General features: G+C 60.6%; 24 protein-coding genes and 2 tRNA genes. 14 read left to right on the top strand and 12 right to left on the bottom strand.

Annotation, left to right across the window (positions count from 1 at the left end; all coding sequences use genetic code 11):
- Window positions 1-121 precede the first annotated feature (121 nt).
- Both VXL81_RS15225 and VXL81_RS15220 read left to right on the top strand, forming a co-directional pair.
- Window positions 122-958 carry an alkaline phosphatase family protein gene (locus tag VXL81_RS15225; protein ID WP_416554968.1) on the top strand — a complete coding sequence of 279 codons (837 nt, stop codon included), beginning with the start codon at window positions 122-124 and terminating at the stop codon, window positions 956-958.
- Window positions 959-1,009: 51 nt separating this feature from the next.
- Window positions 1,010-1,573, top strand: a complete 564-nt coding sequence (locus VXL81_RS15220) for a DUF4453 domain-containing protein (protein ID WP_340546087.1) — start codon at window positions 1,010-1,012, stop codon at window positions 1,571-1,573.
- Between the two features lie 31 nt (window positions 1,574-1,604).
- Here VXL81_RS15220 and VXL81_RS15215 read toward each other — a convergent pair whose 3' ends face one another.
- From VXL81_RS15215 to VXL81_RS15195, 5 genes are all read right to left on the bottom strand, one after another.
- Window positions 1,605-2,531 carry an alpha/beta hydrolase gene (locus tag VXL81_RS15215; RefSeq protein ID WP_340546088.1) on the bottom strand — a complete coding sequence of 309 codons (927 nt, stop codon included), beginning with the start codon at window positions 2,529-2,531 and terminating at the stop codon, window positions 1,605-1,607.
- Between the two features lie 142 nt (window positions 2,532-2,673).
- Entirely contained in the window at window positions 2,674-4,569 is a 1,896-nt protein-coding gene (locus VXL81_RS15210; RefSeq protein ID WP_340546089.1) for an acyl-CoA synthetase, read from the bottom strand.
- Window positions 4,570-4,750: 181 nt separating this feature from the next.
- Window positions 4,751-6,550, bottom strand: coding sequence for an ABC transporter transmembrane domain-containing protein (locus VXL81_RS15205; RefSeq protein WP_416554966.1), 1,800 nt, complete (start codon window positions 6,548-6,550; stop codon window positions 4,751-4,753).
- Window positions 6,551-6,748: 198 nt separating this feature from the next.
- Window positions 6,749-6,822 (bottom strand) — tRNA-Gly (locus VXL81_RS15200).
- Between the two features lie 121 nt (window positions 6,823-6,943).
- Window positions 6,944-7,492: a CoxG family protein gene (locus tag VXL81_RS15195; protein WP_340546091.1), complete on the bottom strand. Its 549-nt coding sequence runs from the start codon at window positions 7,490-7,492 to the stop codon at window positions 6,944-6,946.
- A 465-nt stretch (window positions 7,493-7,957) separates the two neighbouring features.
- On the opposite strand from VXL81_RS15195, the gene VXL81_RS15190 reads away from it, so the two are divergent.
- The 5 genes from VXL81_RS15190 (at window position 7,958) to VXL81_RS15170 (ending at window position 13,355) form a co-directional block, all read left to right on the top strand.
- On the top strand, window positions 7,958-8,551 hold the full coding sequence (locus tag VXL81_RS15190; RefSeq protein ID WP_416535137.1) for a LuxR C-terminal-related transcriptional regulator: 594 nt from the start codon (window positions 7,958-7,960) through the stop codon (window positions 8,549-8,551).
- Between the two features lie 17 nt (window positions 8,552-8,568).
- Complete coding sequence (locus tag VXL81_RS15185) at window positions 8,569-9,822, top strand: FIST N-terminal domain-containing protein (RefSeq protein ID WP_416554964.1); 1,254 nt, start codon at window positions 8,569-8,571, stop codon at window positions 9,820-9,822.
- Complete coding sequence (locus VXL81_RS15180; protein WP_416535076.1) at window positions 9,819-12,122, top strand: PAS-domain containing protein; 2,304 nt, start codon at window positions 9,819-9,821, stop codon at window positions 12,120-12,122. The genes VXL81_RS15185 and VXL81_RS15180 overlap by 4 nt, the downstream gene beginning before the upstream one ends.
- A 163-nt stretch (window positions 12,123-12,285) precedes the next feature.
- Window positions 12,286-13,050, top strand: a complete 765-nt coding sequence (locus VXL81_RS15175; protein ID WP_416554962.1) for a CbiX/SirB N-terminal domain-containing protein — start codon at window positions 12,286-12,288, stop codon at window positions 13,048-13,050.
- A gap of 231 nt (window positions 13,051-13,281) precedes the next feature.
- Window positions 13,282-13,355, top strand: a tRNA-Cys gene (locus tag VXL81_RS15170).
- Between the two features lie 68 nt (window positions 13,356-13,423).
- On the opposite strand, the gene VXL81_RS15165 is transcribed toward VXL81_RS15170, so the two are convergent.
- The 3 genes from VXL81_RS15165 to VXL81_RS15155 are packed head-to-tail and all read right to left on the bottom strand — an operon-like array spanning window position 13,424 to window position 14,843.
- Complete coding sequence (locus VXL81_RS15165) at window positions 13,424-14,455, bottom strand: site-specific integrase (RefSeq protein WP_260100761.1); 1,032 nt, start codon at window positions 14,453-14,455, stop codon at window positions 13,424-13,426.
- Complete coding sequence (locus VXL81_RS15160; RefSeq protein WP_027259529.1) at window positions 14,452-14,643, bottom strand: hypothetical protein; 192 nt, start codon at window positions 14,641-14,643, stop codon at window positions 14,452-14,454. The genes VXL81_RS15165 and VXL81_RS15160 overlap by 4 nt, the downstream gene beginning before the upstream one ends.
- A gap of 23 nt (window positions 14,644-14,666) precedes the next feature.
- Window positions 14,667-14,843 carry an Arc family DNA-binding protein gene (locus VXL81_RS15155; RefSeq protein ID WP_416555048.1) on the bottom strand — a complete coding sequence of 59 codons (177 nt, stop codon included), beginning with the start codon at window positions 14,841-14,843 and terminating at the stop codon, window positions 14,667-14,669.
- A 102-nt stretch (window positions 14,844-14,945) separates the two neighbouring features.
- Here VXL81_RS15155 and VXL81_RS15150 point away from each other — a divergent pair, with 102 nt between their 5' ends.
- Window positions 14,946-15,260 (top strand): Arc family DNA-binding protein, encoded by a 315-nt coding sequence (locus tag VXL81_RS15150; RefSeq protein WP_040103946.1) that lies wholly within the window; start codon window positions 14,946-14,948, stop codon window positions 15,258-15,260.
- Between the two features lie 2 nt (window positions 15,261-15,262).
- Here VXL81_RS15150 and VXL81_RS15145 read toward each other — a convergent pair whose 3' ends face one another.
- On the bottom strand, window positions 15,263-15,679 hold the full coding sequence (locus VXL81_RS15145) for a hypothetical protein (protein ID WP_416554959.1): 417 nt from the start codon (window positions 15,677-15,679) through the stop codon (window positions 15,263-15,265).
- A gap of 383 nt (window positions 15,680-16,062) precedes the next feature.
- Between VXL81_RS15145 and VXL81_RS15140 the strand changes: the two genes are divergently transcribed.
- Window positions 16,063-16,275: a helix-turn-helix domain-containing protein gene (locus VXL81_RS15140; RefSeq protein ID WP_416554957.1), complete on the top strand. Its 213-nt coding sequence runs from the start codon at window positions 16,063-16,065 to the stop codon at window positions 16,273-16,275.
- A 272-nt stretch (window positions 16,276-16,547) separates the two neighbouring features.
- Here VXL81_RS15140 and VXL81_RS15135 read toward each other — a convergent pair whose 3' ends face one another.
- The 3 genes from VXL81_RS15135 to VXL81_RS15125 all read right to left on the bottom strand — a co-directional run bounded on the left by VXL81_RS15135 (window position 16,548) and on the right by VXL81_RS15125 (window position 19,061).
- Window positions 16,548-17,693: an AAA family ATPase gene (locus VXL81_RS15135; protein ID WP_416554955.1), complete on the bottom strand. Its 1,146-nt coding sequence runs from the start codon at window positions 17,691-17,693 to the stop codon at window positions 16,548-16,550.
- Window positions 17,686-18,498, bottom strand: coding sequence for an RNA ligase family protein (locus VXL81_RS15130; RefSeq protein ID WP_416554953.1), 813 nt, complete (start codon window positions 18,496-18,498; stop codon window positions 17,686-17,688). Before VXL81_RS15130 ends, VXL81_RS15135 begins: the two co-directional genes overlap by 8 nt.
- 260 nt (window positions 18,499-18,758) lie before the next feature.
- On the bottom strand, window positions 18,759-19,061 hold the full coding sequence (locus VXL81_RS15125) for a hypothetical protein (protein WP_260100773.1): 303 nt from the start codon (window positions 19,059-19,061) through the stop codon (window positions 18,759-18,761).
- Between the two features lie 148 nt (window positions 19,062-19,209).
- Between VXL81_RS15125 and VXL81_RS15120 the strand changes: the two genes are divergently transcribed.
- The 5 genes from VXL81_RS15120 (at window position 19,210) to VXL81_RS15100 (ending at window position 23,111) form a co-directional block, all read left to right on the top strand.
- Entirely contained in the window at window positions 19,210-19,536 is a 327-nt protein-coding gene (locus tag VXL81_RS15120; RefSeq protein ID WP_260100774.1) for a hypothetical protein, read from the top strand.
- Window positions 19,537-19,600: 64 nt separating this feature from the next.
- Window positions 19,601-20,179 carry a lytic transglycosylase domain-containing protein gene (locus VXL81_RS15115; RefSeq protein ID WP_260100775.1) on the top strand — a complete coding sequence of 193 codons (579 nt, stop codon included), beginning with the start codon at window positions 19,601-19,603 and terminating at the stop codon, window positions 20,177-20,179.
- The gene (locus tag VXL81_RS15110; RefSeq protein WP_260100776.1) at window positions 20,179-20,469 is read left to right on the top strand and encodes a TrbC/VirB2 family protein; all 291 of its coding nucleotides are present in this window, start codon (window positions 20,179-20,181) and stop codon (window positions 20,467-20,469) included. The genes VXL81_RS15115 and VXL81_RS15110 overlap by 1 nt, the downstream gene beginning before the upstream one ends.
- A 7-nt stretch (window positions 20,470-20,476) precedes the next feature.
- Window positions 20,477-20,755, top strand: a complete 279-nt coding sequence (locus VXL81_RS15105) for a type IV secretion system protein VirB3 (RefSeq protein WP_260100777.1) — start codon at window positions 20,477-20,479, stop codon at window positions 20,753-20,755.
- Complete coding sequence (locus VXL81_RS15100; RefSeq protein ID WP_416554950.1) at window positions 20,745-23,111, top strand: type IV secretion system protein B4; 2,367 nt, start codon at window positions 20,745-20,747, stop codon at window positions 23,109-23,111. Before VXL81_RS15105 ends, VXL81_RS15100 begins: the two co-directional genes overlap by 11 nt.
- Window positions 23,112-23,120 lie beyond the last annotated feature (9 nt).

Raw genomic sequence — 23,120 nt, 5'->3', positions numbered from 1 at the left:
GCCCAGCACCTGTTATCCCCCCGTCGCAGGCAACTGCGGCGGGACGCACTCAAAGGCGGCCGCAGGAACACTCCTCACGGCCGCCTTTTTAACTCACCTTTACAAGACCTTGGGTTCTGCGATGGACAACAAACTTCTCCTTATCATCTTGGACGGGGTGCCGTGGCGCAACTTCCGTCGGCTGTTTGGCAATCTGGAAGGCTGGGTCGACAGCGGCGAAGCGCGGGTCTGGAAGCACCGTTCGGTGCTGCCCTCGATCTCCGCCAGCTGCTATGCCTCGATCCACACAGGTGTTGCCCCCGCCGAACATGGCTGCACCGGCAATGGCAATGTCTTCCGCTTGGGCCACAAGGATGTGTTCAGCCAGGTTCGCGAGGGCGGCGGCGTAACCGGTGCGGTGGCGCATAGTTTCTGGTCCTCCTTCTTCAACCGCCACCCCTATGACCCCGTGCGCGACGTTGAATATGACGAACCGGACAGCGCCACGATCAATCACGGGCGGTTCCATTCGATGACCGGCTACGGGCTGGACAACCAGATGACCCCGTCGGACGTCGATCTGTTTGGCACGCTGACAAACCTCTGCCTGCGGTTCGGGCTGAACTACGGAATGCTGCACACCTGCACGCTGGACAGCATGGGGCACCGGTTTTTCCACGATTGCCAGCAAATGGACCACGCCTGTTTCGTCATGGATGAGATGCTGGCGCCGTGTATCTTCAAATGGCGCGAAATGGGCTATGAGATCATCGTCACCGCCGATCACGGGCAGGATGATCGCGGCCACCACGGCGGGCGCAGCGCCCTGCAACAGGAAACCGCGCTGTATTATTTCGGCCCGGCCGAAGGCCCGGCGGAAGATGTGGTGATCGACCAGCGCCAGCTGGCGCCTACCATCCTCAGCCGCCTTGGTGCGCCCATCGCCGACACGATGAAGGCAAAATCTTTCCTCGGCTGAGGATCCATGGCAGGCTTATCGGACCGTCGCCGCGATCAACAGGAGCCTGCCATGCCCATCCGCTATCTTACACTACTGTTAACGCTGCTGCCCTTGCCCGCGTTTGCACAGGACGGCTGCGATGATCTGTGGTTCACGCGAAATCTGATCATGGACCGTGCCGGCTATTGTTTTGGAACGGTGCTGGGCCAAAGCGTTTTCGACAATAGCGATTGCCTCGGAAAATCCGTCGCGCTTGACCCGCAGAGCAACCGGCAGGTGCAGGACATCCGCGCGCTGGAGAAGTATCACGGCTGCAAGGTCAACACCGGGCGCAGGCAGTTGACGCTGAACGATACGCATCTGCGGCGGTTGCTGGTGGATCTGCCGATCCGCGATGAATTTGAAGGCGCCTGTCTGGGTTGGCTTGGCGCTCCGGTCCCGCTCCATTCCGGCCATAGTGCGGGCACCGCCCGTATCGGCACGATCCAACCCGGCGACACCATCGGCTATGCGCATCTTCCAGTGGGCAACTGGTCCTATGTCACCACCCACAGCAGCGACTGGCGGGTCAAGAGCGGCGGCTGGTACAACCGCGCAGCCGCCCCTGAAAACTGCCGCGATTTCGCAGGCTGATCATGTGCCAGGGGCCGGGCGACGACAGCGCTCACTCATAGGGCCAGAGCCCCTGCCCCAGCGCCTCCACGGCGACGGAGATCCGTTCGAAACTGTCACGGGCGCGGCCGACGCTGTGGCGGGCGCGCAGATAGCCATGGACCAGCCCCTGTTCGTTGATCCAATGCGCTTTGCCACCGGCGGCCATGATCTTGTCGCGGTAATGGCGGGAATCATCACGCACCGGATCACAGTCGGCAGTGATCAGCACCGTTGCGGGCAGGTTGGAAAAATCGGTATCGGCCAGCGGTTCGAGGGTCGGATCGCCCGTCGCCTGCGTGCCTTCCGGGCGGCGAATTGACCCGTAGTAGAGGATATCATCCCGTGTCAGCATCGGCGCCTGCGCGTGTTCCAGATAAGAGCCCTGATTGATATCGCCACCAAAGGCGCCGTAGATCAGCACCTGCCCCACCAGCCCGTCAATACGTCCGCGCGCATGATGCGCCACGGCTGCACAGAGATTGGCACCGGCGCTGTCACCAGCCAGAACCAGATCCCCCTCAAAACTGTCGCGGATCCACTGCAAGACCGCCCAGGCGTCCTCAAAGGCCGCAGGGTGGCGATGTTCGGGGGCCAGACGGTAATCCACCGCCACAACGCGATAGCCGCTCTGGGCGCAAAGCTCGGCGCAGACGTCATCGTGGCTGTCCAATCCACCAACGACAAAGCCGCCGCCATGGCAGTACATCACCGTGCAGCCCGGCTCTCCGGCGGTATAGATCCGCACCGGGACCGCCCCCACCAGCCGATCCTCGCAGCGGACCACATCCGGGCGCGCGACACGGAATTCAGCGGCCATGTCATCATAGACCTTGCGCTGTTCCGTGATCGACAGATCCACCGCATCATCCGGGTAACATTCGCCGGTTTTGCGGATAAAGGCCCAGGTTTCTTCGTCGATCAGCCGCTCGTAGTTCATCTCACCCGTTCCCTATCTTCATAGTCCGCCGAATGAGATTAGCAGCGCCGAAATCAAAAACCATGCTTTACAAATGAAAAAAGCGCCCGCGTGGGGCGCTTTCTGATGCTGGGGTGGCGCAGTGCCATCCGCCGCTCTGGGATCAGCCCTTTGGCATCGGTTCCCAGGGGCGGGTAAAGACACCAAGCACATCCGAAATATCGGAGGCCGAAGCGCCATTGGCCTCAACCTGGGCGACCAGACCGCGGCTTTTGTCGTCGACCACATGTTCGACGCGCGCAGGCAGGCCGGCCTTCAGCAGGGCCTCATTGTAGATCCGGGTGATGGCATTCTTGCGCAGATCAGGTTTGAACACCTTGCCCACGGCCGTCTTCGGCAGCTCATCCATCACCGTGACATGTTTCGGGATTGCCGCGCGTTCATGCACGTGGATCTTGCAATAGGCCAAAAGATCCTCCGGCGTCACGCTTGCGCCATCCACCAGCTCGACAAAGGCACATGGCACCTCGCCGGCATGGGCATCCGGCTGGCCGATTGCACCCGCAAAGGCGACGGCCTCATGCCCCAGCAGCGCCTCTTCGATTTCGGCCGGATCAATATTGTGGCCGCCGCGGATGATCAGATCCTTCGCCCGGCCCGTGATCCAGAGATAGCCATCCGCATCCAGACGGCCCAGATCGCCGGTACGCAGATAGGTGTCCTTGTAGAACAGACCTTCGTTCTTCTCGACCTCGGTATAGGTATGACCGGCATAGACGCCGGGGCTCGAGATACAGATCTCACCGATCTCATCCACACCCAGCTCGACCATATCGCCATTGGTTGCCTTCACGATCTTGACGTCAGTGTAGGGCAGCGGAATGCCGATCGAGCCGATCTTCTTTTCGCCCTGAACCGGGTTGCAGGAGACCAGGCAGGTCGCCTCGGTCAGGCCGTAACCTTCGACAATGCTGACGCCCGTTGCGCTTTCGAACCGTTTGAACAGTTCGACCGGCAGTGGCGCCGAGCCGGAGAAGGCCGTCTTCACGGTCGAGACATCGGCATCGACGGGCCGCTGCATCTTGGCCGAAATTGCAGTGGGCACGGTGATGATAAAGGAAATCTTCCAGCGTTCGATCAGCTTCCAGAAATTGTCAAAGACACCCTCGCCGCGATAGCCCTGCGGTGTCGGGAACACCACATGCGCCCCCGAGGCCACCGCCGCCATCAGGATCACATGGCAGGCAAAGACATGGAACAGCGGCAGCGGGCACATGATATTGTCATCTGCGGTAAACAGCAGCTTACTGCCCAGCCAGCCGTTGTAGTTCATGCCGGAATAGGTGTGCTGCGCCACTTTGGGCATCCCGGTGGTGCCGCCGGTGTGGAAATAGCAGGCCACCCGGTCGCTGTCGGAATCCGCGAACGTCAGCTCGGTCGGATGCTTGCGCAGCTCTTTGTTGAAATTCTTGTAATCCGCATGGGCCAGCTTGTCCTTGCCCTCAAGCTTGGGGCGGATCATCGGTACAATCCAGGATTTTGGCGGCGTCAGATAGCGGTTGAGGTCGATTTCCAGAACCGTGTTCACCTTGGGCGCATGGCGCACCGCCTCCGCTACCTTCTGGGCGACGTCGGTCTTGGGGAAAGGCTTCAGGGTCACCACCACCTTTGCCCCGGTTTCGCGCAGGATCGAGGCGATCTGCTCCGGCTCAAGCAGAGGGTTGATCGGATTAGCGATGCCTGCCACAGCGCCACCGAGCAGGGTCACGACGGTTTCATTGCAGTTCGGCAGGATATAGGCGACCACATCCTTTTCACCGATCCCCATGGACCGGAACATATTCGCCGCCTGGGTCACCTTGTCCTTCAGCTGGCGCCAGGTCAGGGTCTCGGCCTTATCCTTGGGACCAGAGAATATCTGGTAGCTCACCGCGTTGTTGTCGGGAAATTTCCCGGCCGTACGGGACAGCAACCCATAAAGCGTCGTCGGCATATTCCGCTGCCCAAAAGGCATCTCGTTCGTTAGTGCCAAGCAGTCCGCAGCCGTGGCAAATCCCATTGGTTTCCTCCCCTAGTCCCCTTGTGCCGGGGAATTTCAGTTAACACAAAATGATTTGAAACGACCCGCCGCGCAAGCGCGCCGACAGGGTCACGTCAAGGAAGCCTGCGCTTTGACGCAGCGACATTTGAAGTTTTTCGACCTTGAAGCCGAAATTCGGCTCATTTGAGACCGGGTCTGCCTATTCCGCAGCCAGCCCATCGGTGAACTGAAGGCGTGCAAGACGCGCGTAAAGCCCGCCTTCGGCAACCAGCTGATCGTGGCTACCGGTGGCCACGATACGGCCCTCTTCCATCACCACGATGCGATCTGCCTTTTTCACGGTTGCCAGTCGATGCGCCACGATCAAGGTGGTGCGGCCCTGGCTCAGCTCATCGACAGCGGCCTGCACCAGTCGTTCGCTTTCGGCATCCAGTGCGGATGTGGCCTCATCCAGCAACAGCACCGGCGCGTCGCGCAGAATCGCGCGGGCGATGGCGATCCGTTGTTTCTGACCGCCCGACAGCATCACGCCACGTTCCCCGACCTGGCTGTCATAGCCCTCTGGTAGCCGAGTGATAAAGTCATGGGCGGCGGCCGCACGGGCGGCGGCCTCGACCTCGGCGTCGCTGGCCTCGGGACGACCAAAGCGGATATTGTCCCGCGCCGAGGCGGCAAAGATCACCGGGTCCTGAGGCACCAGCGCGATATGTCTGCGGAAAGCATCCCGTTGCAGGTCCCGCAACGAGACACCATCCAGACAGACCGCACCATCAGTGGGATCGTAGAACCGCTGGATCATCTGGATGATGGTTGTCTTGCCCGCACCGGAGGGGCCGACAAAGGCAACCGTCTCGCCCGGCTTCACCGTCAGGGAGACGTCGCTCAGGGCCGGAATCAGCGGACGGGCGGGATAGCGGAAGGACACATTGTCAAATCGGATTTCGCCCCGCACCGGTTCGGCCAGCGCCTGCGGACGCGACGGTTCCTGCACCTCATCCACCGCCGTCAGCAGCTCCACCAGACGTTCGGTTGCGCCAGCGGCCCGTTGCAATTCGCTCCAGATCTCTGACAGCGCCGCCACCGAGCCTGCAACCAGCACCGCATAGATCACGAACTGGACCAGGGTGCCTTCGGACATGACCCCGGCGCGCACATCGTTTGCGCCCATCCACAGGACGCCAACCACGCCGGAGAACACCAGAAATATCACGATCACGGTCAGGAAGGCACGGGTCTGGATCCGCCGCATTGAAACGTCAAATGCGGTTTCGGTCATCCGGCTGAATTCGCCCCGGCTGGCGCTCTCATGCGTATAGGCCTGAACCGTCTGTACCGCGCCCAGCGCCTCACCCGCGTTGCCGGAAGAGGCCGCGATCCAATCCTGATTCTCGCGGCTGATCTTGCGCAGCCGCCGCCCCAGCACCAGAATCGGCACGATCACCGCAGGCACGATCAGCAGAACAAGGCTGGTCAGCTTGGCCGAGGTCAGCAACATCAGCACCAGACCGCCGCCAAAGATCAGCATATTGCGCAGGGCAATCGACACCGACGAGCCCAGCACCGACTGGATCAGCGTTGTATCCGTAGTGATCCGGCTCAGCACCTCTCCGGTCATGATCTGCTCGAAAAACGCCGGGCTCATGCCGATGACGCGGTCAAACACCGCCTTGCGGATATCTGCAACCACCCGCTCTCCCAGCCGCGTGACCAGAGCATAGCGCAGGCCCGTGCCCACGGCCAGCAGCGCCGCAATCACCAGAGCAGCGGCGAAATACTGGTTCAGCAGCTCAGCATCGGAAACCCGGAAGTTATCGACCACCCGGCGAACCGCCAGCGGCAGCGTCAGCGACAGGCCCGCGGTGAGCACGAGTGCTAGCGTCGCGGTGGCCATCAACAGGCGGTAGGGGCGCATAAACGGCCAGAGGGCAGACAGGACACCAATCTTGCGCGATTTCTCGCGCTCTACATCCGCAGTCGGGACCGCTTGATTGCCCGCCATGTCAGCTCCTTCGACGTTCCGTGTGGCAGGCTCTGTCGCCTGCGCATCGCCAAGGTTCATGACCCCGCAAACCCCTGAGGTCAAGCGCACAGAGGCCGTCAAAGCCTGTCATACCGCCGCATGAATGGTTCGGGACCGCCATGAACACCCCAGAGAGATCTTCTGCGCAGCTACCGGTCTGATCTATGTCGGAAATCCTGGAGCGGGTAGCGGGAATCGAACCCGCACCTTAAGCTTGGAAGGCTCTTATGATACCATTTCACCATACCCGCTCAGGGAATTTGGTCTATAAATCGGTGCTTTCGGAGCGTCAAGCGGCTGTGGCGTGAAATCGTGAAATTTCATCTGGAAGAGCCGGATTAACCGGCATCTCTCCCCTGACCACCTGTCCACTCAATTGCCGAGCACCCGGCCGATCCAACCCTTGCGCGGCGCCTCGTCCTGGCTGGCGTCGGGTGTCCCGGCCTCCTCCGCTGAGGCATCTGTTTCGACCGAACTATCCCCTTCGACGGCGGTCTGGAACCGCTCGAAGAACTGGTCGGCCATCTTTTTGGCAAACCCGTCGATGATCCGGCTTCCAAGCTGGGCGAGTTTGCCGCCGACCTTGGCCTCGACCTCATAAGTCAGCAGGGTATGCCCGTCCTCACCATCGCTCAGCGTCACATGGGCGTCGCCCTTGGCGAACCCAGCCGCGCCGCCCTTGCCCTCCCCCCGCAGGGTCAGACTATTGGGCGCATCGAGATCGGACAGGGTCACAGTGCCGCGGAATGTCGCCTTAACCGGGCCGACCTTTTGTACCACAACCGCCGTGAAACCCTCCTCGGCCGATCCCTCCATTTCCTGGCAGCCGGGCACCGCATCCTTCAGCGTTTCGGCATCCAGAAGCCCCTGCCAGACCTCGGCGCGCGGGGCAGCGATGCTGCGGGTATCGGCAAGTTTCATAAGCCTATTCCTTTTGCTGGCGATACATCGTGTTGCGGGCACTGGGACGCCCCTGCTGGCGCCTGCATAACGCAATCCGGCTGCGCGCCGATATGCGACATTGGTTGCAGATCAGACGGCGACGGTGCGCGCAGCAAGGATAGCACAGGCCTACGCTCCCGCCAGACGCGAAATCACGGCAGTTGCATCTTCGCGAGCCGTCTTAGACTTTTCGCCTATTGGTCGCGGCTTGCAGGTGCTGCTAGCATGAGCGGCATGGCGGGCGCGTGGCTTTGGCGCGCGATGTGACCCGCGATTGCCCGGCGCAGACCATGGACCATTGGCATAGGCTTGAGGAGTGTGATGACCCATTCGCCCGCCCCAGATCATCCCCAGCGACCTCGCACCCCGGATGCGCAGGACCCGGCAGGCTTTGTGACCGCGCTGATCGTCGAGGATCACCCGCTGTTCTGCGACGCCCTGGCGATGACGCTGCGCGCCACGGTTGGGATCACCAGCATCGCAACCGCCGCGACAGTGGAACAGGCCATTTCCGAGGTTTCGGACACTCCTGCTCCCGATGCGGTGGTGCTGGATCTCAACCTGCCCGATGCTCAGGGCCTCGACGGGCTGATACGGCTGCACAATGCGACGACCGCGCCGATCCTTGTCGTATCGTCGATGGCGGACAACCGGGTCATCAGCGCAGCCATCCACGCCGGTGCCGCCGGCTTTGTGCCCAAGCACAGCCAGCGCGAGATCTATATCGACGCCTTTGACGCCATCGGCAGGGGCACGCCTTTCGTCCCGCCCGGCTATGTGCTGCTGCCGCGGGACAGTGAAACGCAGGATGCGACCGGGCGTCTGGCGACGCTGACCAATCAGCAGGCGCGGATCCTGCAACTGATCTGCGCGGGCAAACTGAACAAGCAGATCGCCTATGACCTGTCGATCGCCGAAACCACGGTAAAGGCGCATGTCACCGCGATCATGCGCAAACTCGGGGTCCAAAGCCGGACCCAAGCGGTTCTGATTGCAAAGGAAACAAGCTTTGCAAACGTCTTGCAAGATCTGGGCTGAGCTGCCTACCATCCGACATGACGCGCCCCGCCCCCTTCCCTGACACGGCTGATCCCCGCGCAACGGCGCAGGCTTCAGACCGGGTCTCTCTGCCCGCCATGGCGGGGGCGCTGCACAATGCGGATCGCATCACCCGCACGGGACGGGCAGCGGCAGACTGCCCTGATGCGCTGGCGACATTGGCCGGAACGCTGGCGCCGCTGGACGAGCTGGAGCTGGTCATCCTCTTTGTCTCGCCGCAGGCCGATATCCATGCGCTCAGCGCGGCTGCGGCGCGGCAGCTCGCACCGGCCACTGTTGTTGGGTGCACCACCGCAGGCGAGATCGGCGAAGCGGGCTATACCGACGGGGAGATCATCGCAATCGGCCTGCCGCGCAGCCATTTCTGCGGACGTGTGCTGAGCATCGAAGATCTGAACACATATGATGCCCAGTGCCAGATCGACCAGATCATCCGCAACCGCAACGACATGGCGCGAGAGACGCCGCAATGGACCTCCGAATTCGCCTTTCTGCTGATCGACGGGCTGTCGATCAAGGAGGACGCGCTGACCGCCGATCTCGCACCCGGTCTGGGCCCCGTGCCACTATTTGGCGGCTCCGCAGGCGATGGTACCGATTTTGGCGCGACCTATGTGCTCTGTGACGGCATCGCGCGCCAGAATGCGGCGGTGTTGCTACAGATCCGCAGCAATTGCCCGGTCAAGGTCTTCAACACCGACCATCTGGTGCCCACGGCCCAGCGCATGGTGGTCACCGGTGCCGATCCCGCCCGTCGGCTGGTCTATGAAATCAACGCCGAGCCGGCCGCGCGAGAATATGCACGGCTCCTGGGCAAGGATCCTGAACAGCTGACCACTTTCACCTTTGCGGCCCATCCCGTCGTCGTGCGCCTGGGTGGCCAGCACCATGTCCGCGCGATTCAGCAGGTCGCTGAGACGGGCGATCTGGTGTTCTTTTCCGCCATCGACGAAGGCGTCGTGCTGACCCTGGCCGAACCCCTGGACATGGTCGATCACCTCGACCGCGCCCTGACCGCTCTTGGCGAGACACAGACCCCGGATGTGATCCTTGCCTGCGATTGCCTCCTGCGACGGATGGAAGCCCAGCAAAAACAGCTCACGCCGCAGATCTCATCGCTTCTTGCCAAACATCGCGCTGTCGGCTTCTGCACCTATGGTGAACAGGTGAATTCCATCCATGTGAACCAGACGCTGACAGGGGTTGCCATCTATCCGCCCCTGGCCTGCGACCCACCGGCACGATCATGACGCAAGGCCTGATTGATCCGCGCGACTCGCTGGAGCGGCAGAACGAAAAACTGCTGAAAATCACCGCAACGCTGATGCGCCGGGTGGAACAGAACACCGATGCCTCCGGTCTCGCCTATGCGCAGTTCGAACGCGCCGTTTTGCTGGAAGAGGAAATCCGCAGCCGCACCCGCGATCTGGAGCGAACGCTGGACCTTCTGAACCTGTCCAATGCCAAACTTGCCGAGGCCAACCGCGAGACCGAGGCGGCGCGCGCCAATCTCGCCGATGCCATCGAAACCGTGCAGGAGGGGTTTGCCCTCTTTAATCCGCAGGATGTACTGGTGATGTGCAACAGCCGATTTGGGATGCACATGCCCGACATCCACGCGCGGCTGCGGCCGGGGCTGGCGTTTGAGGCCTATGTCAATCTGGTCAGCGGCAGCTCGGCCCTGTCGCTGCCCGCCGGGACCACAGCCGCCGAATGGGCCGCGCGCAGGCTGGCCCGGCATCAGGACCGCAGCGTCATGTTCAACGTTCGCATGACCGGGAACCGCTGGCTTCAGGTCAGCGAACACCGCACCTCCGACAGTGGCACCGTCATCCTGCAAACCGATGTCACCGACATCATGCGCCTTCAGCACCAGGAACGTGAACGCATCCTCGACGATCAGGCCCGGCTCATCCGCGCCACTTTGGAACACCTGAACCAGGGGGTCTGCATCTTCGATCAGCAGGCGCGTCTGGTTGGCTGGAACCGGCTCATGGGAGAGCTGCTGTCCATTCCGATCAGCCGGTTTCGCATCGGCAGCCGCTTCGAGCGGATCTTCGAACATCTGCGGGCGGAGTTCACATTTGAACAGGCCGATATGGCCGATCAGGTCACCCTCTGGACCCGGCCAAAAGCAGATCCTGCACCGGATATCCCTTCTGAACGGATGCGATCCGGCCCAGCGATACGGGCGCCGCTTTCCTTCGACGTGCAGCAGGGCATGACGCGGGTCCTGACGGTTTTTATGCAGGAAATGCCCGACGGCGGTTTCGTGATCAGCTTCACCGATGTCACCGCCGAACGGACCGCCGCGCGCGCGATGAGCGAGGCCCGTGACACGCTTGAACAGCGTGTGCTTGACCGAACTCTGGAGTTGGAAGACGCGCTTCAGGCCGCCGAACGCGCCAATGCCTCAAAGTCGCGCTTTGTGGCCGCCGCCTCCCATGACCTGCTGCAACCGCTCTCGGCGGCAAAGCTCTTTGTCGCAGCGCTGCAGAGCGAATTGCCGACAGGCGGTCCCCGCGAAACCCTGAACAAGGCGGCAAATGCGCTGGACAGTGTAGAGACACTGGTCTCAGCGCTCCTTGATATTTCGCGACTGGATTCCGGCCGCGCCACACGGCATGTGACGTCCGTCGATCTCGACGACCTGCTGCTGCAACTGCATGACGAATTGCGCCCGATGGCAGATGCCAAGGGCCTCTCGTTCCGCCTCAGGCTCAGCCAGACGCGGGTGCTGAGCGATGTGACCTACCTGCGGCGCATCCTGCAGAACCTGATATCAAATGCGCTTCGCTATACCAGCCGGGGGGGTGTGCTTGTCGGCATCCGCCCCCGCCGGGACTCGGTCCGGGTTGAGATCTGGGACACCGGGACCGGCATTCCCGACGAGGATCGCACGCTGATCTTTGCAGAATTCCAGCGGCTGAACGCCACGGTGAGCGCCGCTGACGGCATGGGCCTTGGCCTTGCGATTGTGGAACGCGCCTGCGGGTTGCTGGGCCATCCCCTGACGCTCAGATCCCATGTGGGGCGCGGAACGGTCTTTGCCGTTGATCTGCCCCGTGACACCGCACGGCTGCACCAGTCACATCAGTCGGAGCTGTCCGGCGCTCGCATGGCCGAGGTCGCCCCTTCCGGGACAGCCTCCCCGGATCCGGCAGCTGTGCCCTTGGGGCAGCTGATCGCGCTGCTGATCGTCACCGATCCCGATCTGCGCCACGCATTGACCCTGACGATGGAGCAATGGGGGATCGATGTCTTGCCCTGTGCCAGTGAAGAGGATGCCCGCGCCTTGCTGACGGAAATCGACGTCACACCGGATGTTCTGGTGATTGACCTGCAACTGGGGGCGGACCAGAACGGCGCCGAGGTGATCGCCCGCCTCAACCGCGACCTTGGCGCGCTGCCCGCCTGCCTGATCTCCGCCGACCGCCGCCCGCAGGTCGCCCGGCTTGCCCAAAACACAGGTGCCAGACTGTTTACAAAACCCATTCAACCGGAGCAGCTGCGCAGTTTCCTCGACGATCTGCGACAGCCGCCTCAATGACGCCCATGGCTTGCCCTCAGCGCCAGCGGTGGCGAGGCCATGGCGGCCCGCAGAAGATTGATCCAGCGCCCCCGCCCTGCCGTAATGCCATCGAAACACCCGCAGGCGACCCGCAAGGTCGATGCACTGCCAGCCCCCTCCTACAGCCGAAAGGCTCCTCCAGATGACCGATCCCGCCCCCCTGCCCCCACATCGCCCGACCGCCGTGATTACCGCGCATGGCCAGCCTTCCGATCCGGCGCCCCAGGAACGCGCGCTGGCCGATCTGGCCGATGCCGTCGCTGCGCTGTTGCCCGACTGGGATATCCGCTCGGCCACGTTGTCCACAGCTGATCGACTGGAACAGGTGACACCAAAGGGCGCGCTGATCTATCCGTTCTTCATGGCCAACGGCTGGTTCACCGGCTCGGTGCTGCCCAAGCGGCTCCAGGGGCATGATGTTCACCTGTTACCCCCCTTCGGTCTGGACCCGGCCCTGCCGGAACTGGCCTGCAAGGCGCTGGCCACAGCCTGCGAGGCACGCGGATGGTCGCTGCCCCGGACCCGCATCCTTCTGGCCGCTCATGGGTCGGCCCGGGGCCCCAAGGCCGCCGAAGCCGCCGAGGCCTTTGCAGCCGCCATGCGCCACCACCTGCCGGGCACGGATCTGCTCACAGGCTATGTCGAGGAAGATCCGCGTATCGCGGACGCCGCCCGCGATCTTGCAGCGGCCAAACCTAAACACCCGACCCTCTGCCTGCCGTTCTTTGCACAATCCGGCGAACACGTCCGCGACGACATCCCCGAGGCGCTGGCCGATGCCAGTTATCCCGGCGACATATTGCCCGTGCTCGGGGCGCTGCCCGGCGTCCCCCAGCTGATCGCCGACGCCCTAAGGCAGGCTCTCCTCGGGCCAAACCCGGCAGCAGACAAAGCCGGTCGGATCTGACCAACCCCCCCCGCAGCCCGGCGTAACCGTCCCCCCGTTGTGACACCCCGTAGGGCTACGGACAGCCCCCAAGGCAGCCTGCCCCGCTGGCGCCCCCGGCAGATCGACACTCAAGGCGGCACTCCAGCCCATTGCGGCCGCAGAATTTTTCAAAATTTCCCACCGGTTCTGCGCACGCCCCCTTGCACCGTCCCCCGGCATGTGATTAATCACGCCTCACACCACCGGTAAGGCGAGTTGGCGGAGTGGTGACGCAGCGGATTGCAAATCCGTGTACACCGGTTCGATTCCGGTACTCGCCTCCAATAAAATCAATGACTTGCGTCATCCCACCTCTCCTTCACTGCCATTTTTGAAACAACCGTTGAAACTTTCACGTTTCGCTCTTGCTTCGTTCCATTTGATTTCTTGCCTCTTGAGCGCGCTTCGCGAGCTCTCTTTGCCGGATCGGCCCACCGTACTTTTTGAGCATTTCAACGCCTGAATGGCCGGTGACGGCTTTGACCATCTCGTCATCACATCCGGCCAGATACAGCTCGATCGTCGCATTTTTCCTGAGCCCATGGGTTTTGTAGTAGCTCGCTTTCTCGTGCTTCATCTTCTTTTTGATGGTGCGCATTTCCTCCGCAACGATCCGGTAGCTCACTGGTCGCCCCTTCGCGTCCGCAACAAGGGTGCCATCCGTTCTTGCGAGTCCGTCGAGATGGGCTCTTAGGCGGTCGGTAAGCGGGATCCACAGCGGCTTGTCGGTTTTGCCTTGCGTGAAATCGAAACCTTCGTCTGAAAAGTGCTCCCACTTCATCTTCACGACATCACCAATGCGCTGGCCTGTACCAACGCAAAGCTCGTAAACTAGCCGCGCCCTCTTTGAAGCCAGCGTTTCGAACTCGGCGCGCACATCATCTGGCCACGGCTCCCAGCCGTCGCTCTGCTGCTTGAAAAGCGGGATACCCTTTGCCGGATTGCCGTGCTCTTTCTTGATGAAGCCGATCAACCGGGCGTGATTCATCAAGACGACCATGACCTGAACGAGATAGTTGGCTTGCCGCCAATGATCCGCATTGGCGCGGTGCAGTTCGTAGATGTGATGGGTTTCGATCCTCGCGGGGTCTTTGTCGGCCCAGATCTCGCGAATGTGGCTGATATACCGCCGATAGTCGGATCTCGTCCGAGGCTTCAGCTTCTTATAGGCGTCGCTCTCGTAGTAGCTAAGGATCAGCGCCTCAAAATTGCGTTTCACCGGCGCTGGCGCCGGTTTTCCTTTCAGCAGGCGATTGTAGTGATCCCAGAATTCCGGCGTGCCCGCTTCCTCGTGCATCATGACCGAGATACCGCGTGAACGCCGGATGAACCGGAGATACCCCCGGTCATTGTAGACGTATTTGGGCAAGCTCTTGCGAGTCATTCGCCCATTCTCAGGTCACTGTTGAGAAAGTCGTCTGCCGCCTCTGGCGCGACCATGTTGGCATCGACGATGACACTGCCATCAGGCTTGATTTCAAATTTTGCCCGCTGCCAACCTGCCTCCCGCGCCTCGCGGATGAAGGCGGAGGCTGCCTGCCTCGCCTTTGTCTGCACACTTGCTTTGGTCATCTGATCGACACCTTTCCCACTCGTTAACAACGCGCACTATCACCCTGATCCATATTAGTATTTCCGGATGGCCTGAGCATGGATCGCCTGTCCTTTGCAGCGCGAATGGCGCGGATCACTTCTGAATTTTGGGAGTTCCCATTCCGATCTGACTCCGCCTTGATCCACTCTTTAAGCTCTTGCGGAAGCCGAAGCTGCATTGGTTTACGACTGTTCATGAAACGCCTCCAGGTTGAAATCACGCCCTGTTAGTGGCACTTAGCCACTATTGCGTCAATTGCTTTTTATGGCACAGTGCCACTATGCCAGAACAAAGCTCTCAAAATCAGGATAAATTCATCGTGCGTCTGCCAGACGGCCTGCGCGATCGAATACGCCTCGCGGCCGAGGCCAACCACCGCAGCATGAATGCTGAGGTCGTTGCCCTCCTCGAAGAAAACTATCCGGCTCCTGTGCCGGAAAAACTGGATGACCCCGCAGCGAGGTTGCTCTTCTGGCTCGCCAAACGCATCCGTCGAAGAAACCCAAAGCCAGGGACGCCTAGGGACAAACAAGCCGCCTTGTATGAGCGAATTGCGGGCGACATTGCGGAACGCATGAAGGACATCGGCGAATAGCCCTAGTAGGCCACCCACTCATATCCGTGGTTGCCCTCGTGATCTTCCCACTCGACACCGACCCCGCGCCGCCAATTTGATGACCAACAGCGTCGCGTCGGCAGAACCCATTGTGGGGCGGCGGCTGGTGTCGTGCGTTGCCAGCCGAATTCGCCCTGCGTGCCGTAGGTCCCGAGACGCATGTTGTAACTCTCAGAACAATCATCGTCGCGGCCACGTTCGCGATGGCTGTAGTGCCGCACGTCCCAAACGCGGATCGAGCGGACGAAATCGAATTCCAAGCCACTGATGTCGATATCGGCACCACCTTCGACCACCTGTGCCAGAATGAATTGGCCAAGCGTCTGACCTAATTCGTCGCTGGCCTCCCAGACCCTTGGGGCCGTACTTTGCAGAGGCGCACGCTCAGAAACACCCATCGGGCAACGCCAGATTTGCAATGGCGGCTCGATCGGCCAGGGCGTGATCCGGCGGATAAACACGGCACGGGCATGGGCACATTCTGCTGAAGCAGGCCACCCACCTGCCAGGCAAAGCAGAATGGCGCAGTCAACCTGATAGGCCTTAGCCGCCTGCGGGGCCACAGTTGAAAGCAAAGCCACGACAGCTCCGGCGCTCCAATTTCTGATAAGTCTGCACCACATATCATTAATTACCTTATGACTACATTACTGCATTATTGATACACTACATCCAACCCCGACCTTCACACCATATGCGGGCATAGTGTTTATGATGTTCGCGCGCGCTTTGTGGAATATATTCCGTAGAGCGGTTCTTGTGATCTGGCCGAATAGAGGCCATGAAATTACGGGAACGAGTAGGGTTAAATGTCCGGAATCTAAGAAGTTCCAAAGGATTGAGCCAAGAACAACTAGCTTTGGCCGCGAACATCGATCGCAGCTATATCAGCGAGATTGAACTCGCCAAAAATTCAGCATCAATCGATGTTCTGGAGCGGATCGCGGATGCTCTCGAGGTCGATCCCAAGGAATTGTTTAACGAGAGGGGCTAGTTTTGCCCAAACTTGAGAGTGTTCGCACAACGGCCGAAGCCATCGGCCGTATTTCATGCATCAAGACAGGTGAAGAAATCGGTCTGCTGTATGAGTGGGACAACGGCGAGACGCAGGCAGCGTTGTACAATAGCAGCTGCCCTAAGACACCACTCTGCTCGGACCATTCTCCTGAACCAGACCTTGGTGCAAAACGCAGCTAACGGCCGGAGTGAGCCCAAACCTACCGGATGCCGCGTTACGCCTGAATGTCCGCATTTCGCGTGGTGTTGCTACTCTATCCTAACCTCATGTGCTTCCCACAGCTGCGGCGGTTCCAGCTTTTTTGACAGGTGCGCAATGACCGCATCGGGCACGGCATCTGTTCGATCCCGGTTCTGACGGCGCAGTTGGTCTGGGCCCGGTTCGAGATAGACGATCTCGATCCGGGCACCATAGTCACGCAAAAGCCGCAGAACACGGGACCGGTTTTGACGCGTCACATTGGTTGCGTTCCACACAAAATCGCGCCCGGCCCGCAGATGCTCTCTTGCCCGCTCATGTGCCGCCTGGATGACCTGGCCCTGATTGTCGGTCGGTGAAACGCTCAGTTCGTCGCGTATCGCATCAAGGCTGACAACGGGATGCTCCGGTCGGTTTTTGCCAATCCAGGTGTCTTTTCCCGCGCCCGGCAGGCCCGACATCACTGTGACGGTGCACGGGAACGCTTCATGCGCCGCGTAATGCGGATCTCGGTCCTCTAGTTCGAAAAAGGCGACCCGACTTTCATCATTCGCAAAGGCGAACGGATGTTCCCAAGAGTTGACCTCACGGAACATTAATTCCGCAAGGCTGACACTCTCCACGATGCCTTGCCGGTCCTCACATATCCGACCCAACGCATCAGCCTTGGCATGAAGGCACAGATGATCTGGCCTGCACCGCCAAGATGTTTCAATGGCCATGCGTCCGGGATCTGCCCGTTCGATCAGCCAGAACGGCAGTTGGTGGTGGGCAATGATCCCGCACAAGGCTTCTCTCCAGGCAAACGGAGACCCAGCGGTCCACAGCAATTCCCGCGCGATGGACGCCCCAATCCGGGAATGCCCCCGGGACGAGATGCGTCCTTGATCCTCATGTTTTGTAACGGCGGGCTTGCCGACATCATGCAAAACCGCAGCCCAGAACAGGTTGGCCCGGTCGACATCTGGAAGACCTTGCCAGTCAAGGTCCACGACCAAGGCTTCGACCACCATACGCGTGTGGGTGCCGACATCACCTTCGGCATGATGGATCGGGTCCTGTGGACAGGTGTCGAGAGTGGCAAGCACTGGCCACAGCGCCCAAATCTCATCCCAGTTCACGGTCCAGGCTGGACCGGTTGGGACCAAGTCCAACAGGTGATTATGTGTGAGGGCGTAGGTATTGGGTTTAGGCATCGTAGGCCCCCTCCACGCCCAGCGTCGGCGCGAAGATATCGACGCCATCAGCCAGACCGTTCGGCAAGATCGGACGGTCGTGCCAATGCCCCTCAGCCGCCGCGATCGCCTGCAAGAAATCCGCACGGACGAACTTGAACCGGCCCTCCACGTGGTCTGCACTTTCTTGTTTCAGGTACAGCCCTTCGGCCAGATCACTGTCCTCCGTCTGCTGGTCCACCATATCGGGACGGCTGCCAGACCGTGCCGCGGCGATCACCAAGGCGTCACGCCACGCGTCTGACTTGTAAGGCGATGGCCGGGTCAGACGGATAAGTTGGTCAACGGACTTGATTTCACCCGTATGCACGACTGGCACCGGCATGATCGGCAATCCCGTCAGCAAAGCCCGACGCGCCGCCGTGCTTAGGAACCGGCCTGTATCCCGGTCCAGCACATCGAACTCCATGAAGTAATGCTGCAACCGATCATAGAACACGGTATGCTTGGCATACATCCACTCGCCATACATGATGAAACGATAGCCCAGCACAGGGTGCAGGACATGGGCGTGGGCCGCAGCCCATGTCTTGAGCAAGGCGAAGTGGCGTTCGCGGCCGCCACCGGTCAGATAATGGCCCCGGCTTTGCAGAAGCAGATTCCCATCCGCATCAAATGACACTGCGGAATTGGCCCCGTCGAGCTTTTCTTCAACGATCAGGGCTTGGCCTGAAAGTTCCTGGATTGGTTTGTCATCCGCCAAATCGCCCACCTGAAGGCGCGAGCCTTCAATGTGCCGCGTTCGCGGGTATTTCTGGATATTCATAACAGTCTCACGATGTATCGATTGGTCGCACAAAAACACCTGGCAGGATGAACCAGGGTGTTATTTTAAGTATGTGCGCTGCGATTACATCGGACTTCCGTGGGGTTCGGGGTTAAGACAGGCTGCTTCGATAACGCTGAATACCACAAATTTCAACTGCGGACATTCAAAGTCGCTAATGAGTTGTCTGCTTTGTCCCGCTCTGCCGACCTTCCTCGCATTGTTGTTGAACGGCTGCTTTCTCCTCTTGATGACAGGCGTCATCTCCTCTCACCTTCCAGAAGCTCCAAAACGCGCGCGTAGTCTTCGCTGGCCACGCGGGCCTGCTCAAAAACCTCCCGTCGCTCCTGATCCTGGCAACGAAAGTAGCGCTCGACATTGGTAAAATACGTCTCCGCATCGCGCTTCAACAGGTCCGTGTAAGCCCGCACGTCATCGGCATCGGTCGGCATCCAAGGCGGCGCAGGCGGCAGACAACCGCCCGCGATCGCGGCAGAACCCCAGCTCAGGACGACCATAACCACCCATGTTTGTTTCAAAAGCCCCATATTATCTTGGCTCATCTACTCCGTTGCAGTAAATTTGTTTCAACGCATGAAGAGCGCAACAACGCAAATTGCGCCTATTGATTGCAAGATTATAATATTGTATCGGTTCGATAGTCCATGAGGGACTGACGGGCCAATGCACAATTCTGCAAGGCTCGATCCTATGAATTTGATGCAAGACGCCCCCAATGTTGTCAGTGAAGACGGGCTGCGCACGCTGCTTGCCGAGGGTCATTCGGCGGATGTTGTGTGCCGGGTTACGCCCAAACGAACAGGTGCTCAGTGGTCCGGAGTTTGGACCGTGCATTGCGTCTCGCCTGATGGCGAGACGCGTCGCCTGCTCGTTACAGCACGCAACAACATGGCTGCCCGAGAGTTCAAGACAATCAACGGCTTATCCAGCTTCCTTGCGGGTCTTGGCGTTTCGATCGTCTCAATCCCGATGCTCGAAGGCAAGATCGCCTCACACAAGCTGGACGACGCGGACTAGGACACTTGCCGTCCTTGCAGCAATCATCGCTGCACCCGCCTATTCTGAAGGCTTCGTACTTTCCATGCGGGCCGATGGCCAGCTGGAGACCAAAGCTCCCCAATCAGGTTTTACACAAAGCTACATCGACGGGATTGGCGCGAACCCACCAGAGCTGATCGTATTCGCAGCGCCAGAGCCTGAAGCTCCCCCTCCTGCACCCGCCCGCGCAGTTCCCCGCCCCGAAATCCTCGTAGCCATTGAACGCACCGCGCATCGCTATGGCGGACACCCCGCGCTGCGCCGCGCGGGTCTGTCGGTGACGGAATGGCAGGCGCTCTTCCAAGCCAGTATCGAAATCGAAAGCGCCTATCGCCCGACTGCGCGCAGCTCAGCTGGTGCGATCGGCCTCGGGCAGTTGATGCCTGCGACGGCCGCGCAGCTTGGTGTGGATCCGAATGACTGGCAGGCCAACCTCGATGGATCCGCCCGCTACCTTTTGATGATGCTGGCGCAGTTCGGCACGCCCGAACTCGCGCTCGCCGCCTACAACGCGGGGCCTGACGCCGTCGCGCGCTATGGCGGCATCCCTCCCTACCGAGAAACCCAAAATCACGTGCGCCGCGTCATGGCCGTGCGTGACCGACTGACTGGAGCCTCCTGATGCACATTCAATTCCGCACGATCCTGTCGCTGGCTATGGCCAGTTTGATGATAGCCAACCCGGCCTTTGCGCAGAGCATCGACCTCTCGCCGGTGCAGAACCTGTTGCAGGGCATCGTCGACACGATCACCGGCCCCTTGGGCATTGTGATCGGCACCCTGGCCCTAATTGGCGTATTCCTCTCCTGGCTCTTTGGCATTCTGGATTTCCGCCAAGCCCTTTGGGTGCTGGTGGCCATTGCGGGCATTGCAGCTGCGCCGACCATCGTGACCGCAATCTGGGGCGCGTAAATCCGGCATGGCAACGCACACCCGCCTCTTTCTGGGCCTGATCCGGCCACCAAAGCTCATCGGCTTGCCGATCATGTATGCCATGGTTTGGCTCTTCGGGTTTGTGTTGCTGTTTCTCTGGGTTCAAAGCTGGCCGGTGATCATCATCGCCGCTCTGGCTTATCCAACGCTGTGGAAAGCAGCGGATTGGGATCCGGCCTTTCTTGAGGTGATGGTCACTGCCCTGCAGGAAACGCCGCCCACTCCGAACCGCGAGATCCATTCGGGGGACAGCTATGCGCCGTGATCCTTCGGATGACCTTGCAATGCTGCCGGACTGGGCGCGCAAAGAGCGCCCTATGGCCAGCATGTTGCCCTATGTCAGCCTCGTGAATGACGTGACGATCCGCACGCGCGGCAATGCATTGTTCCAGTGCATCCGCCTTGATGGCGTCAACAGCATGACCAGCGATGACGCGCATCTGGAGAAGGTCCGCGCGCTCTTCGCAGCGATCATCGCACAGATTGGGCCGGAGTACAGTTTCTACGTCCACAAGGTTTCCAAAGCGATCGAGACCGTCTTGCCGCCGGTGCCAAATGAAGGATTTGCACAAGCTCTGGATACCCGCTGGCAGCTGGCCACGGCGAGGGCAGGTCTGCGGGACAAGACGCTCACGCTCACCGTGCTGAAGCGTCCGCCGCTCGGCGCACGGCTGCGCCTGAAGCGCTCAGGCTCGATCGCTCAGCTGAAAGATCAGACGGCCAAACAACTGCGCAAGCTCGAGGAGGTCGTCGGGTTTCTGCTGTCATCTTTTACCGAGATGAACCCGCGTCTGCTCGGCGCTGAAAGCGGCGAGCTACTCGGGTTCCTCGGGGCGCTCAATATCGGACAGGAGCGACCACTCTTCGCAAAATCCCTTTTTGGCGTCATTGCCGAGGATGTGGCCAACACGCGCGTCACGTTTCAGGGGCGAAGCTTCACGCTGGACGATGGGACGGCGGGCAAGCGGTTTGGCACCAGCTTTGCGATCAAGACCTACCCCGCCAAAACCAGCTGCACCATGTTCGATGAGCTGAACCTGCCGGTCGACATGTTGGTCACGCATTCTTTCACACCGATCAATAGCAACATCATGGCCAGCCGGATCAAGCGCCAACAGCGTCTGATGAAGGCCAGCGACGACGGCGCGATTTCCCTCGCCGAAGAACTGGTCGACGCGCTGGACGATCTGGAGTCCAAGCGGCTTAGCTTTGGCGATCATCACATGACCGTCACGGTTTTCGCCGAGACCGAAGAAAAGCTGGAAGCCATCGCCGCCGAGGTGCGCAACATCGCGGCCAGCGAAGGCGTCAATCTGGTGAACGAGAGCTTTGCGGCGCGGACCCATTATTTCGCGCAGCATCCTGGCAATGGGCAAATGCGCAGCCGCAAGGCCGCCATCACGAACACGAACTTTGCCGACCTCGCAGCACTGCATCGCGGTCAACTGAGCAAACCCGGACACAGAGTCCCATGGGGCAAGCCGATCACCCTGTTTCCAACGCCTGAACGCTCGGGCTTCCTGTTCAACTACCATGAGACAGGTCAACCAGACAAAGAGCCGACCGGTGGGCACACATTGATCCTCGGCCGTCCTGGCTCCGGCAAATCGGTGCTGTCGGCCTTCCTCATGACTCAAGCCAGGCGCTGCGACGCGCGCGTATTCGTGTTCGACTATCGCGCGGGCATGGAAATGGCGGTGCGGGCCAATGGCGGGCGCTACAGCGCCATCAAGGCAGGTGAAGCAACTGGCCTCAATCCACTGCGCACTGAAATCGACGGGCGCGGCCAAGCCTGGCTCTCCGATTGGCTGGCCACGCTGCTGCATCGCGCCGACAAGCCCCTGAGCCCTGTTCAGATCAATCGCATCCAAGAAGTGGTGCGCCAGAACGCCGGAGCGAGCGATGCCGCCCTGCGCAACTGGCAAGACCTCGCCTCCCTCTTTGTGGCGGGGGCGGACGAAGGGGATCTGTTCGAACGGATTCAGGAATGGACCGCTGATGGTCGCTACGGTTGGATCTTCGGTCAAAGCTCTGAGGACACCTTCTCGCTCGATGGCTATGTGGTGGGATTCGACCTGACCGGCATTCTCGACAGCGAAAGCGAAAAGGAACGCATGGCCGTCCTGTCCTACCTGTTTAGGCGGGTGGAACGCGTGATCGAAGATCGCAAGCCGACGTTGATCATCATCGACGAGGCCTGGAAGGCGCTGGATAACCCGTATTTTGCTGACCGGCTCAGCAACTGGCTTGTGACCGCTCGCAAACAGAACGCGGTCGTCGTGATGATGACCCAATACGCAAGCCAACTTGAGAAAACCCGCACCGGCAAAACGATTGTCGAGGCGGTGCCGACGCAGCTCCTACTGCCCAACATCCGCGCCTCGGCCAGCGATTACACCACGCTGGGCCTCGCTGAAAAAGAGCTCAGCGTTTTGCTCGGCACAGGCAGCAACTCCCGTTTGGCGCTCGTGCGTGACGACCAAGGTTCGGTGGTGATCGACGCCGATCTCAGCGCCCTTGGCCCCTACCTCACGATCATTGGCGGCATGGAAAAAGGCGAGGCGCTGGTCGGCGCGGATTATCGCCAGAACCCCGATTTTTGGAGACAGATTGATGCGTAGACTTTGCGT

The organism is Phaeobacter sp. JH204B, assembly GCF_048055755.1.
GTDB classification, from domain to species: domain Bacteria; phylum Pseudomonadota; class Alphaproteobacteria; order Rhodobacterales; family Rhodobacteraceae; genus Phaeobacter; species Phaeobacter bryozoorum.
This window is presented reverse-complemented; position numbering and strand designations above follow the sequence as displayed.

What these genes read in the sequence shown, in the direction of transcription:
- VXL81_RS15125 (WP_260100773.1), bottom strand. Translation starts at nt 19,061, where the DNA reads ATGAGCCAAGATAATATGGGGCTTTTGAAACAAACATGGGTGGTTATG.
- VXL81_RS15160 (WP_027259529.1), bottom strand. Translation starts at nt 14,643, where the DNA reads ATGACCAAAGCAAGTGTGCAGACAAAGGCGAGGCAGGCAGCCTCCGCC.
- VXL81_RS15130 (WP_416554953.1), bottom strand. Translation starts at nt 18,498, where the DNA reads ATGAATATCCAGAAATACCCGCGAACGCGGCACATTGAAGGCTCGCGC.
- VXL81_RS15165 (WP_260100761.1), bottom strand. Translation starts at nt 14,455, where the DNA reads ATGACTCGCAAGAGCTTGCCCAAATACGTCTACAATGACCGGGGGTAT.
- VXL81_RS15150 (WP_040103946.1), top strand. Translation starts at nt 14,946, where the DNA reads ATGCCAGAACAAAGCTCTCAAAATCAGGATAAATTCATCGTGCGTCTG.
- VXL81_RS15185 (WP_416554964.1), top strand. Translation starts at nt 8,569, where the DNA reads ATGACGCGCCCCGCCCCCTTCCCTGACACGGCTGATCCCCGCGCAACG.
- VXL81_RS15110 (WP_260100776.1), top strand. Translation starts at nt 20,179, where the DNA reads ATGCACATTCAATTCCGCACGATCCTGTCGCTGGCTATGGCCAGTTTG.
- VXL81_RS15140 (WP_416554957.1), top strand. Translation starts at nt 16,063, where the DNA reads ATGAAATTACGGGAACGAGTAGGGTTAAATGTCCGGAATCTAAGAAGT.
- VXL81_RS15105 (WP_260100777.1), top strand. Translation starts at nt 20,477, where the DNA reads ATGGCAACGCACACCCGCCTCTTTCTGGGCCTGATCCGGCCACCAAAG.
- VXL81_RS15155 (WP_416555048.1), bottom strand. Translation starts at nt 14,843, where the DNA reads ATGCAGCTTCGGCTTCCGCAAGAGCTTAAAGAGTGGATCAAGGCGGAG.
- VXL81_RS15175 (WP_416554962.1), top strand. Translation starts at nt 12,286, where the DNA reads ATGACCGATCCCGCCCCCCTGCCCCCACATCGCCCGACCGCCGTGATT.
- VXL81_RS15100 (WP_416554950.1), top strand. Translation starts at nt 20,745, where the DNA reads ATGCGCCGTGATCCTTCGGATGACCTTGCAATGCTGCCGGACTGGGCG.
- VXL81_RS15190 (WP_416535137.1), top strand. Translation starts at nt 7,958, where the DNA reads ATGACGCTGCGCGCCACGGTTGGGATCACCAGCATCGCAACCGCCGCG.
- VXL81_RS15195 (WP_340546091.1), bottom strand. Translation starts at nt 7,492, where the DNA reads ATGAAACTTGCCGATACCCGCAGCATCGCTGCCCCGCGCGCCGAGGTC.
- VXL81_RS15135 (WP_416554955.1), bottom strand. Translation starts at nt 17,693, where the DNA reads ATGCCTAAACCCAATACCTACGCCCTCACACATAATCACCTGTTGGAC.
- VXL81_RS15210 (WP_340546089.1), bottom strand. Translation starts at nt 4,569, where the DNA reads ATGGGATTTGCCACGGCTGCGGACTGCTTGGCACTAACGAACGAGATG.
- VXL81_RS15220 (WP_340546087.1), top strand. Translation starts at nt 1,010, where the DNA reads ATGCCCATCCGCTATCTTACACTACTGTTAACGCTGCTGCCCTTGCCC.
- VXL81_RS15205 (WP_416554966.1), bottom strand. Translation starts at nt 6,550, where the DNA reads ATGGCGGGCAATCAAGCGGTCCCGACTGCGGATGTAGAGCGCGAGAAA.
- VXL81_RS15180 (WP_416535076.1), top strand. Translation starts at nt 9,819, where the DNA reads ATGACGCAAGGCCTGATTGATCCGCGCGACTCGCTGGAGCGGCAGAAC.
- VXL81_RS15120 (WP_260100774.1), top strand. Translation starts at nt 19,210, where the DNA reads ATGAATTTGATGCAAGACGCCCCCAATGTTGTCAGTGAAGACGGGCTG.
- VXL81_RS15225 (WP_416554968.1), top strand. Translation starts at nt 122, where the DNA reads ATGGACAACAAACTTCTCCTTATCATCTTGGACGGGGTGCCGTGGCGC.
- VXL81_RS15115 (WP_260100775.1), top strand. Translation starts at nt 19,601, where the DNA reads ATGCGGGCCGATGGCCAGCTGGAGACCAAAGCTCCCCAATCAGGTTTT.
- VXL81_RS15145 (WP_416554959.1), bottom strand. Translation starts at nt 15,679, where the DNA reads ATGGGTGTTTCTGAGCGTGCGCCTCTGCAAAGTACGGCCCCAAGGGTC.
- VXL81_RS15215 (WP_340546088.1), bottom strand. Translation starts at nt 2,531, where the DNA reads ATGAACTACGAGCGGCTGATCGACGAAGAAACCTGGGCCTTTATCCGC.